This is a genomic window from Nostoc cycadae WK-1, assembly GCF_002897135.1.
GTDB lineage: Bacteria > Cyanobacteriota > Cyanobacteriia > Cyanobacteriales > Nostocaceae > Nostoc_B.
In genome coordinates, this window is sequence record NZ_DF978423.1 from 96320 (window position 1) to 107131 (window position 10812).

Consider the following 10812-nt stretch of genomic DNA (forward strand, 5'->3'; position numbering starts at 1 on the left):
AGATATACTATTACAAGTTAAATAAATGAAAGACACAGTTTTAAAAGTTATAGTTTTATTTTTTGTGATTACTGCTTTTTTAGGATGTAGCAATACAAATAAAAGTAGTGTAGAACCAAATCAGGTTAAAAGTTCTCCTATTGCTGAAAATACAACTAATGTTGCAACTCCAAGTGAAAAAATTAAGTTTAAAACGGAAGGAGGTACAGATTTATTTTCTCTTAAACAGCAAGCGGATGGAGCTAAGTTAGTTGATGGGAAAGAAAAAGAATTAGTTAGAATTAAAGCCGATAAATCAGGGAAAGTTAAATTTAAGAATGCTGCTGATAAAACTTTGGGTTATGTAGTGACAGCCAAAGGTTACTGGAAGTTAGAAAATCCAGAACAAAATAAAGAGTTATATGTCCTGAGAAAGCAGAATAACGGTGGTTTAAACCTAGAAGATGCTGGTAAAAAAGTTGTTTATCAAATTAAGTCTGACGATAATGGCTGGGAAATCTTAAAACCCAATAACCAGCTAGTTTATCAAGTAAAAGTTAAAGAAGGTAAAACCGCTTTAAAAAATTCATCAGGCAAAACAGTTTTCTATACAAAATCGAGTATTGCACCTATTGCATTTGCTTGCTTTGGTTTTGATGTTCTCAACCGCGAACAGCAGGCGGCTTTGGCTTATGCTTTAAATTTAACAGGAGGACAATAGACTTTGCAAATACACCTAACTTGGAGAGATCCAAATACAGGCGATCGCACAGAACAATTGTTAGCAACACCAGTGGCTATTGGCAGACAGTTTTCCACAATGCCACAACAAATTGATGATCAAAGTGTTTCTATCATTGTCATCGCTGATGACTTAATTGCAGATTATCATGCTTTAATTGATTGGCAAAATCAAGTGTTAACAATTGTTGACCAAAATCCAAATAATGCAATTAAAGTTAACGGTGTGCAGTTAACTAATGGTATTTTGCAAAATGGCGATCGCATTCAAATTGGCAGTTGTGAAATTGTCGTCAACTTTGCCAGTCCCGCCTGGGAATGCGATCGCATGGTAGGCTTTTTGTTTAAACGCCGTTGTGGACGCACCGACAACACAAACTGCCCTGATTGTAATGCGTTTTATGATGATGATTATGCTTATTATCCCGAATATGGTAGTTACCGTTATTGGGGTAGTAGTTATTATCATGACCGCGATAATTATTCCTACGACCCCGAAACAGGTAATGTAGACTTTACCGAAGCTGATGCCGTAAGTTTAGCAAACGAAAGAGATAGTGATTTTGAAACTAATATGGGAGCAAGTTGAGAAACGACAAAACTATAAAGCATAAAGTTAAAAATTGTTTAAAACATCCCGCATCACCATAACAGATGGGATAGTTTCAGACTTCATACTTCACACTTCATACTTGAGACTTGACTAACACTTGGTTAATTTATGCCCTTGGGGGTGGTTGGGGACATCTAAATCGTGCTTTGTCCTTGGGGAGAATTGCAGCCAAAGAAAGAAAAGTTAGAATTATTACTAACAGTCCCTACGCATTACAAATCAATAATGAAGGTTGCACAGTCCATTGGATTCCTGACAAAGCTGGTATTTCTGCAACTTGTCAGCAAGTACGCGAAATTATCCTCAAAACTCGCTACGATCGCTTAATTGTTGATACTTTTCCTAGAGGTTTGGGTGGTGAGTTAGCAGATATATTACCCCAGTTACAACCCATACCCCGGATTTTAATTCATCGAGATATTAACCCAGACTATGTGTCTGCCAAAAATTTGCGGTCTTTTGTCAAAGATAATTATGATGCAGTAATTGTCCCAGGCGAAGGAGAAGATTTACCTTTGGCTGACTTAGCGAATGTCCAGCATACAGCGCCTTGGTTGATTCGGAATGCTGGAGAATTGCCAGATAAAATGAGTGTGCGATCGCGTATCTTAAAAGTTGAGCCAGATATCAAAACTATTCTTGTTTGTGCAGCGGGGAAAGCATCAGAATTATCTTTGTTTACTCAACTTACCCTGCACCTACAGCAACATTTCCCGGAGTGTGCAGTCAGAATTTTAGCAGCTAATTGTCCCCCAAATTTTCCCGAAACTTTATGGGTATCTCACCATCCTGGTATTGAGTGTCTAGCAGCAGCAGATGTTGTAGTTGGGGGTGCAGGATATAACACAGTTTACGAATGTGCCGCAGTAGGTGTACCCTTAGTAGCATTTGCTTTTGATCGCTTGTACGATCGCCAAGCAAAACGAGCTAAAAAAGCTTATAAAGTTATAACTATAGAACAGGCAATAGCTACCGTCAAAACACTTCTAGATAACAATTTGTCTGTACCAAGTTATATTAACGGTGCTGTACAAGCAGTAATCATATCCAAGTTATAAATCACGGTTAATACTGAATTGGATCTCAACTGTTATTTTGAACAATGGCAATGTTCACCTCAAATCGATAAAAATACATTTGCTCAGATTCGCAGGTATTTAGCACTCAATTGCTATAAGTGGGATGCTCAAGTTGGAGATGTTAGTGCATTAGCTACGTTTGCCTTGATGTTACCGCAGCAAATTTGGACGCAATTAGCAGCACTAGCTGAACAGCTAACAACTGAAGCAAACGCTGCGGAATTGGAACTGGTGCAAAATCCAGAACTGATAAAAGAATTAGGCTTACCTCGACAAATCATTCAAGTCATCAGCAATAAATCAGTAAATTTGACCCCAGCCGCGGCGCGTGTTGTGCGATTTGACTTTCATCCTACAGCTAATGGTTGGCAAATCTCCGAAGCTAATTATGATGTACCTGGTAGATACACTGAAGCTGCCAACTTTTCAAAGTTAATGGCGCAACAGTTTCCTGGGACAACATTGGCAGGTGATCCCGCAAGTCAATTAGTTGATGCTTTAACTCAAAAGATGCAGCCAGGTGGACATATTGCTTTGCTATCTGCGGCTGGCTATATGGAAGACCAGCAAATCACCGCCTATCTAGCTGAACTGCTGTATCAACGAGGCTGTATTACCCACTTGGCAAATCCTCACCAAATTCACTGGCAAAATGGAGTCGCTCATCTCAAAACTGAGTGGTATCGTGGTTCCCTAGATGCGGTGATGCGCTTTTACCAAGGGGAATGGTTAATTCAATTAACTCGTAACTGTGATTGGTCTTACTTTTTTCGTGGTAGTCAAACGCCTATTTGTAATCCTGGTTCTGCTTTGCTGATTGAGAGTAAGCGCTTTCCTTTAGTTTGGAAGCGATTAACTTCATCCTTGAACACATGGAAAGCCTTACTCCCGGAAACTCGTGATCCTCGCCAAGTTAATTGGCTGAAAGACCGCAGTTGGTTGCTGAAATCGGCTTTTTGTAATACTGGCGATACAGTTATGATGCCTGGAGTTAGCGATCGCAGCAAATATAAATCTACAGTTTGTCATATTTTGCTTCATCCTCATCAGTGGATTGCTCAACGCTGTTTCCAAACTTTACCCCTGACAACTCCAATAGGCATTATGTATCCTTGCATAGGGGTTTACACAGTTAATGGTAAAGCTGCTGGTATTTACGGCCGCATTGCCCCCAAACCTCTAATTGATTTTGCGGCTATTGATGTTGCCGTACTAATTCAGAAATAAAACTGTATGGATAAGCAAAGTATTTATGACACTTGGGTTCCAATGAATAGCATTTGGTTACCTTGGGTGAAGCCTGTGTTATTTGCTCATTTACCCAGAAGTTTGCCAGCAATTACTCCCTTACCAACACCAGATTTAAGCTGGCTGCCAAATGTTAGAGAAGGTAAAGCGATAGTTGTTGATTTACCTGGAGTAGAGTCAGTATATCTAGGGTTAGCATTGGCAGCCAAAGGATACCGACCTGTACCTCTATTCAATGCTTACCCTTTGCCAACTGCTTTTATTCAAGAACGGAACTTATCTCTTGAAAAAATAAAACAATTTACGCGGGTGGATGTGGAATCGATTTTGGCAGCCTTGTATCAAGGTTGTTCTACCTTACAGCAGCTTAACTTGCCTGACAATGCACCCCCAGCTTTTTTATTAGATACCCATCGTCAAGGTCATTCTTTGGCTTTTCAATTTGTCCCAGAAAATCTATTTGATAACCGCTCTGTGGTTTTTACTACAGATTTCCCTTCAGTAGATTTTTTGACTGCTCAAAGTATTATGAGCATGATTGTTGTTCGGCAACGCGATCGCAAATTTACTAGCGATTTAACTTACATCTTACATACTTGGCAACAAGCCAAGATGCCTTTAGAGTACAAGCGGCTGGCTGATCAATATCCGGCTCAACCGCTGAAAATTTGGGCATTTCCTGGGTTAGGAATTTGGGTTAGACTAATAGCGCATCTAACTTTAATGAGTAATTCTACAGGTGGCTTTGGCGGATTTATACATACTTATTCTAGTGGTTAAGCAAGAATCACCACCGTAATTTCCGTTAAAGATTGCCAGCGTCATGACAAATTTGAGTTATAAGTAACTTTTAAGTTTTACCTATATTGAATCGTGAATCTAACTCGACTGATTCCCATTTTTGATAATTCTGTTACTAGCTGGGCTGTAGAGGCGCGACTGTTGCGCTGGTTAACCTTAATTTGGTTATTTTTTGGGTTAATTGTCCTGTATTCAGCATCTTACCCAGTTGCCGACGCACGGCATGGTGACGGATTATATTACTTCAAACGTCAGATTATCTGGGTGTTAGTTTCACTAATAGCCTTCAACTTTATTGTGAATCTGCCGTTACGCAAAATTTTGCGGGTATCTCATTGGTTTTTAGGACTGTTTTTACTGTTAATTTTCGTTACCCTCGTCCCTGGGTTGGGTAAAAAAGCTTTTGATGCAGCGCGTTGGATAGCCATCGGCCCCATCCCCATTCAACCTTCAGAATTAATTAAACCCTTTTTAGTGTTGCAAAGTGCCAGACTCTTTGGACAGTGGGAACAATTACCTTGGCGAGTGCGCTTGACTTGGATAGGGATTTTTGGTTTAGTCCTCTTAGGAATTCTTGCCCAGCCTAACCTGAGTACAACTGCACTTTGCGGTATGACAATTTGGTTAATTGCCGTAGCCGCTGGACTACCTTATAAATATCTGGGCGGAACAGCAATAGGCGGAGTATTATTAGCTGTACTCAGTATTAGCATCAAAGAATATCAGCGCAAGCGGGTAATGTCTTTTCTCAACCCCTGGGCAGATGCGACGGGCGATGGCTATCAGTTAGTTCAAAGTTTACTGGCTGTTGGTTCTGGTCAAACTTGGGGCGCTGGCTATGGATTTTCGCAGCAAAAACAATTTTTCTTACCCATTCAAGATACCGACTTTATTTTTGCTGTCTTCGCGGAAGAGTTTGGCTTTGTGGGTGGTATTGCACTGCTGCTGATGTTAGCGGTGTTTACCACTTTAGGATTAATTGTGGCGATGAAAGCCAAAAATCCCACTAATCGCTTAGTGGCGATCGGTGTCACAATTGTCATGATTGGACAATCTTTATTACATATCGCCGTTGCGACAGGCGCTTTGCCAACTACAGGCTTACCTTTACCAATGTTTAGTTACGGTGGTAATTCGATGATTGCCAGTTTAGTTGCTGCTGCATTGTTGATTCGAGTAGCCAGAGAAAGTAACGAAGCTGAAGTTGTACCTTTACGCAGAACTCCGTCGCGGCGAAAGTTATATAAAAGATGATAAGTGATAGGTGACAGGTGACAGGTTCTTGTCAAGATTCGCCATCATTATTTATTGAATATCTTAGAGTGGGTGCGATCGCACCCACTTATTTTTTACAAATTTTCTATTTTTAACTGTGTGTCTGTGTTTTGCCATGCGGTGATAAATTCAGTCTGCGTCAATTTGGCTGCATCATCTTTACCTTGGGCTTGTAAACTTGCTTGCAAACCAAATAAAGACCTTCCATTATGGGGATACTTTTCTAAATCAGCACGAAACACTTTTTCGGCTGTAGCATAATCACCCTTAGCTAACAGCACACCCCCTAATGTTTCTCTGGTGGGAAAATACCAATCTGGGGGTTCTACATAATCAAGGGCATCTTCCCCTACTACTGCTTGTTCTAAGTATCTAATTGCCGAGTCGTAGTTATGGTTAGCTTTGGCAATTTTGCCTTCCAGAACTTTTTGCGCGATATAAAGAATACGATTAGCCGGAGTAAACCCAATAGTCACCCCAGGCGGAAGTTTTTGGATTGCAACTTGTAAGGCGCTGCTTTCATCAGCCGCACTTTGCAGATTGCCTGTAGCTGTATGGGCTAAACCTTGGGTAAAATGCCAAAGTGCTGTGGTTGTTGGTAAAGTCGCCTCTGGTGGTGGAGTGTGTAAAATTGCCTCCCAATCATTAAACCTGGCTTGTATCAGCATTTTACTGCCCAAAAATCCCTCGACCATAGGTATATGAGAACCGAGAGAATTGGCGTGGGCAATTAACGTATCAGCAGTTTGGAGTGCATCTTGATATCTACCCGCCATACTACTAGCCACCATGAGAAAATGTACATTGTGGCTAAAGTACATTTGGGCATAAAATCCCTGAATTTTATTTTTACTGATATAGGCAGTATCTTCGGCGATCGCTTGTGCATTTGATCGCATTGCCCCTTGATAATCTCCCACACGAAAATAAATATGGCTAGGCATGTGTACCAAATGTCCAGCGGCGGGAACAAGATTTTCCAAACGTTTCGCACTGGCAAGGGCAAGTTCTGGATGTAGTGAAGCTTCCACCGCATGAATATAGTAATGATTTGCCCCCGGATGATTGGGATTTCGTTGCAAGACCAATTCTAAAACCGCGACAATTTCTTTTGTATCTGCTTGCGGTTGACCATCATGTGTCCAAAGTTGCCACGGATGCAAATCCATCAAACTTTCTGCAAACAGCGTAGCTGCATCCAAATCATCAGGATATTTTTGGGTGAGGTTTGCCATCGCTTGGGCATAGTTCACTTGTAATTGCGGCAAATCTGCATCAGGATTGGCAGCATAACGCTTTGCTAAAGCCGCAATATAATCTTGTTCTAGAACTGGTGCTTTTTCTGCCAGTGTCAAAGCTTGTTGTATTGCGTGATATGCAGTTTGTTCCTTTTCCGTAGTGATAATGGCGTTGATATTCGGCCCTAAAGCCAAAGCAATACCCCAGTAAGCCATCGCCATTTTTGGGTCAAGTTCTGCCGCGTGTTGAAAAGAACGTACCGCTTCATCATGATTAAAGCCGTAAACTAAATTTAATCCCTGGTCAAAAAACTTTTGTGCTTCAAGATTTTGGGTGGAAACTGGATGATGATAAGTCCCCAAGCCACGAATTAGGTTATATGAGGGTTTTGCTTCAGCAAGTACCTCACTAGGAAAGATGAAAGTTAGTATGAGTACCCAAACTATAAATAAGTACCTCATAGCAAGATTCCCATTTTTCTCGATTATTGATATATAGTACTTAGATTACAGTGACTAAAACAAAATATATGCGTCTCGCGTGAGTCAGAATTGCGATCGCTCTTCCCAGCCTTTCATTAAATCTGTTAAACTCTTATTTCTCTGAAACCTCTGTGGTTCGTTATTCCTCTAAATATAAACAAGGTTTTAGAATTGTACAGTAACTAATTAAATGTCGTCTCTAATACATCAGCTTGCTCTCTTCATACTCTTAAATTAGCAAAAGTATTGAGTTAAGTAATATACCTGTAACAAAAAAGGTAAAATAGTTGTGAGACAAGAAGAGTTAAGCTATTTCTTTGAAAGAATTCAACAGCAAATAGAGGCACTGGAACAATATATAACCCAGTCGCCTATACAACAGCAACAGACTATCTCCGCCTTAAAAACTCTCAACACTTATATACAAAATCTGGAATTTCTTAAAACCGAAATTCAGAATAATTTAGAATTAATCAAAACTGTAGAACAAGAATTACTACAGCAAAATGAAACCTTAATATCAGAATGTCAGGTTTATCATGATTTGTTCAAATTAGCGCCTAATGCTTCTTTGGTAACAAATGCCGAAGGAATTATTTTAGAAATAAATTATACTGCTGCTGCCTTGTTAAATGTATTTCCTAGTTTGCTGATTGGTAAATCATTAATCAATTTTGTAGCTCAAAAAGAGCATCAATTATTTGTCAGCAAACTGAAGCAGTCTTTAAATGAAAAGTCTGTGCAAGAATTTGAAGTTTCCATTTGTCCGCGCGATCGCCAAGCGTTTAATGCAATACTCTTAGTGAAAGCTGGGAGAGAAACTTCGGGGGCTTTAGGTGCGTTACAGATATGCCTGTATGATATTACCAAGTACAAACAATTAGCCCAGATTGGGCAAATGTCTAGCTTGAGTGCAACTATAGAAAGACAAAATAGGCTGGATGGTTTACGCGTACTGTTCATTGATGATGAAGCCGATAGCCGCGAGTTAATTACAGCAATGCTTATACAACATGGGGTTGTAGTGACAACCGTTGCAACCGTGGCAGAAGCTTTGCAAGAATTAGAGCGATCGCGTCCTGATGTCATCATCAGTGATCTCAGAATGCCTGATGAAGATGGCTATAGTTTAATTCGCAAACTCAAAGCATTAGAAACAGAAAAAGGATATCAAATTCCTATTGCTGCTTTAACAGCTTATCTTGCAGAAGACCAAGCAAAAGTAATCGAAGCTGGCTTTCAATCACATTTACATAAACTAGCACCGCCAACAGAGTTAATCGCAATGGTGGCACATTTGGCAAATCGAATTTAGCTTTATCTTCTGTTTTCTATTTCATACTTTATATTAATCCTTGTGTTCGCATTAAATCCCACATAGAAGGTTGACAACTGGCAAAATAAACTTAACACAAACAGATCGATAGACGAATTATTCTGAATTCTGATCAGAACATATCCTTCACCGAAGAGGTAGAAGGGAAGGGGGTAGAATGCAGGGGGAGCAAGCCCAACACTCTACGCCAAGCTTTGCGGAGCATAGGTACGTTCTTTTAATTCCTTTTTATTTAAATCATTTTACTTTTCTAATGTTAGATACAACTATTAAATATTTGGAGAGCCAAAAACAGGTAAAAATGTCTCTACAGGAGTTAACACATAAAATTCAACAGCTTGCCTGTGAAGTTGATTTAGATCGAAAAGAAGCTATACAGGCTTTAAAAGAAGCAAAACAAATTACTAAAATAACCCAACAGGCAAAAGAGAGAGCAAGACTTGCTAGGGACGAAGCAAATCTTGCTAAAGAAAAAATGCAGCAAGTCAAAGCTCAAGCTCAAATTTTATTAAACTTATCTACAAACGCACAGGAGAAGGAAATTTAATTTTTATCCAGTTTTTACTTAATTAATAATTATTACATCGTATTTGAAGATGTCTAGCGACCAACACCATAGGAAATCAAACGTTGGGATTGTAGCGATCGCGGCTTCTGCTGGAGGAGTGATCGCAATTCGCAAAGTTCTTTCAGGGTTGCCTAGCAACTTTCCGGTTCCTATTTTGTGCCTACAGCATTTGAATCCCTTTGATAGTAACGTTTTAGCACAAGTATTACAGTTACAAACCAATCTCAAGGTACGCTGGGCTTATGGTGGAGAACAACTAACGGCAGGTGTGGTTTATGTTTGTCCACCGAGACATTACTTTGTCGTTCATGCCAACGGTACAATCACTCTGGCACAGCAAGCAAGCAAACATGGTTGGCATCACGGTGTAAATAATTTTTTTGAGTCGGTAGCTAAAAGTTATGCAGAACGTGCCGTAGTAGTTGTGCTGACTGGCACAGGCAAAGGTGGTGCAGATGGGGTGCAGGAAGTATCTAATATGGGTGGTATTGTTCTGGCTCAAGATCAAGCCAGTTGTGTCGCTGATGGAATGCCTCAAGCGGCGATCGCCACTAGTTGCGTAGACCGAGTTTTACCTTGTGAAGAAATCGCTCCTTTATTGGTGCGTTTGGTATGTGAGGGCTGTTCTTTATCCCAAATACTGAGCAATTATACCTTACCATTAGGCACAAAGCCGCCAATATCACCCATGCTCAAAGATGCGTTGTCCAGTCTACTTGATAGAGCAATAGCGATGTATCGCACCGATATGGGACAAATTCATCTGTTCAAGCAACAATCATGCACACTTGAACTAGCAGTTCAACGCGGCTTTGCAGCAAGCTCATTTTCTGAGTTGAGAACAGTTAATATTAGTGATAATTCACCCTGTATGAGTGCTGTGCGTGCCGGAGAGTCGATAATTGTTGAAGATATTGATATCCATCCTATGTTCAGTTCTCACCGCGCGATCGCCAATGTTAATAGTACTTCATCTTTGCGGCGGTTAATTGTTCTTTCTTGGTGGAGTGCTTGCGATCGCCTATTTGCCATTTGCAAATAAGCATTGACACGAGTCACAAATTCATTGGCAGAAAAGGGTTTAATTAGGTAATCGTCAGCCCCAGCCAGGAGTCCTTCAATTATAGATTCTTCGCCAGCACGGGCAGAAAGTAGAATTACGGGTATTTCTTTTGTTCGCGCATTAGCCCGCAATGCTTTCAATAACCCGAAGCCGTCTAATTCTGGCATCATCACATCAGAAAGAACCAGATCCGGCACTCGCTTATTCACCGCCGCTAGTGCAGCAACCCCATCAGCCACCGCTTCCACCTCAACATATTTGCTTAATATCCTTGTGAGGTAATCGCGCATATCGGCGTTGTCATCAACGATAAGAACACGGGATAGAAAAGGGAGAGAAGTTTTAGTTTTGGAGTTCCCCAAATTGATTTCGGAGTTCCTCAAATTGA

Annotated in this window: 11 protein-coding genes; 9 read left to right on the forward strand and 2 right to left on the reverse strand. The window is 40.4% G+C overall.

Translation table 11 applies throughout. The features are described 5' to 3' along the window. The first annotated feature begins 25 nt into the window (after positions 1-25). From NCWK1_RS04765 to NCWK1_RS04790, 6 genes are all read left to right on the forward strand, one after another. Positions 26-700 carry a hypothetical protein gene (locus NCWK1_RS04765; protein WP_103123914.1) on the forward strand — a complete coding sequence of 225 codons (675 nt, stop codon included), beginning with the start codon at positions 26-28 and terminating at the stop codon, positions 698-700. Positions 701-703: 3 nt separating this feature from the next. Next, positions 704-1309 carry an FHA domain-containing protein gene (locus NCWK1_RS04770; protein ID WP_103123915.1) on the forward strand — a complete coding sequence of 202 codons (606 nt, stop codon included), beginning with the start codon at positions 704-706 and terminating at the stop codon, positions 1307-1309. 110 nt (positions 1310-1419) lie between these two features. Next, positions 1420-2391, forward strand: a complete 972-nt coding sequence (locus NCWK1_RS04775; RefSeq protein WP_103123916.1) for a glycosyltransferase — start codon at positions 1420-1422, stop codon at positions 2389-2391. An 18-nt stretch (positions 2392-2409) separates the two neighbouring features. After that, positions 2410-3639 carry a glutathionylspermidine synthase family protein gene (locus NCWK1_RS04780; RefSeq protein WP_103123917.1) on the forward strand — a complete coding sequence of 410 codons (1230 nt, stop codon included), beginning with the start codon at positions 2410-2412 and terminating at the stop codon, positions 3637-3639. 42 nt (positions 3640-3681) lie between these two features. Next, positions 3682-4440 (forward strand): hypothetical protein, encoded by a 759-nt coding sequence (locus tag NCWK1_RS04785; RefSeq protein WP_146033945.1) that lies wholly within the window; start codon positions 3682-3684, stop codon positions 4438-4440. A 93-nt stretch (positions 4441-4533) separates the two neighbouring features. Continuing rightward, a complete protein-coding gene (locus NCWK1_RS04790; RefSeq protein WP_096580745.1) occupies positions 4534-5715 on the forward strand; it encodes an FtsW/RodA/SpoVE family cell cycle protein in 1182 nt (393 codons plus the stop codon). Positions 5716-5810: 95 nt separating this feature from the next. On the opposite strand, the gene NCWK1_RS04795 is transcribed toward NCWK1_RS04790, so the two are convergent. Next, positions 5811-7436, reverse strand: a complete 1626-nt coding sequence (locus NCWK1_RS04795) for a tetratricopeptide repeat protein (RefSeq protein WP_103123919.1) — start codon at positions 7434-7436, stop codon at positions 5811-5813. A 310-nt stretch (positions 7437-7746) separates the two neighbouring features. On the opposite strand from NCWK1_RS04795, the gene NCWK1_RS04800 reads away from it, so the two are divergent. The 3 genes from NCWK1_RS04800 (at position 7747) to NCWK1_RS04810 (ending at position 10403) form a co-directional block, all read left to right on the forward strand. Further along, the gene (locus NCWK1_RS04800) at positions 7747-8772 is read left to right on the forward strand and encodes a response regulator (protein WP_103123920.1); all 1026 of its coding nucleotides are present in this window, start codon (positions 7747-7749) and stop codon (positions 8770-8772) included. A 178-nt stretch (positions 8773-8950) separates the two neighbouring features. Continuing rightward, positions 8951-9340: a hypothetical protein gene (locus NCWK1_RS04805; protein ID WP_103123921.1), complete on the forward strand. Its 390-nt coding sequence runs from the start codon at positions 8951-8953 to the stop codon at positions 9338-9340. 49 nt (positions 9341-9389) lie between these two features. Continuing rightward, positions 9390-10403: a chemotaxis protein CheB gene (locus tag NCWK1_RS04810; RefSeq protein ID WP_103123922.1), complete on the forward strand. Its 1014-nt coding sequence runs from the start codon at positions 9390-9392 to the stop codon at positions 10401-10403. Here NCWK1_RS04810 and NCWK1_RS04815 read toward each other — a convergent pair. Further along, positions 10301-10812 (reverse strand): response regulator (locus NCWK1_RS04815; protein WP_422730836.1); only part of this gene is annotated, 512 nt, incomplete at its 5' end. The two genes, NCWK1_RS04810 and NCWK1_RS04815, sit on opposite strands and share 103 nt — an antisense overlap.

Bases quoted from the DNA above. Each gene is read 5' to 3' on its own strand.
- NCWK1_RS04810 (WP_103123922.1), top strand. From the start codon at position 9,390: ATGTCTAGCGACCAACACCATAGGAAATCAAACGTTGGGATTGTAGCG.
- NCWK1_RS04805 (WP_103123921.1), top strand. From the start codon at position 8,951: ATGCAGGGGGAGCAAGCCCAACACTCTACGCCAAGCTTTGCGGAGCAT.
- NCWK1_RS04765 (WP_103123914.1), top strand. From the start codon at position 26: ATGAAAGACACAGTTTTAAAAGTTATAGTTTTATTTTTTGTGATTACT.
- NCWK1_RS04795 (WP_103123919.1), bottom strand. From the start codon at position 7,436: ATGAGGTACTTATTTATAGTTTGGGTACTCATACTAACTTTCATCTTT.
- NCWK1_RS04785 (WP_146033945.1), top strand. From the start codon at position 3,682: ATGAATAGCATTTGGTTACCTTGGGTGAAGCCTGTGTTATTTGCTCAT.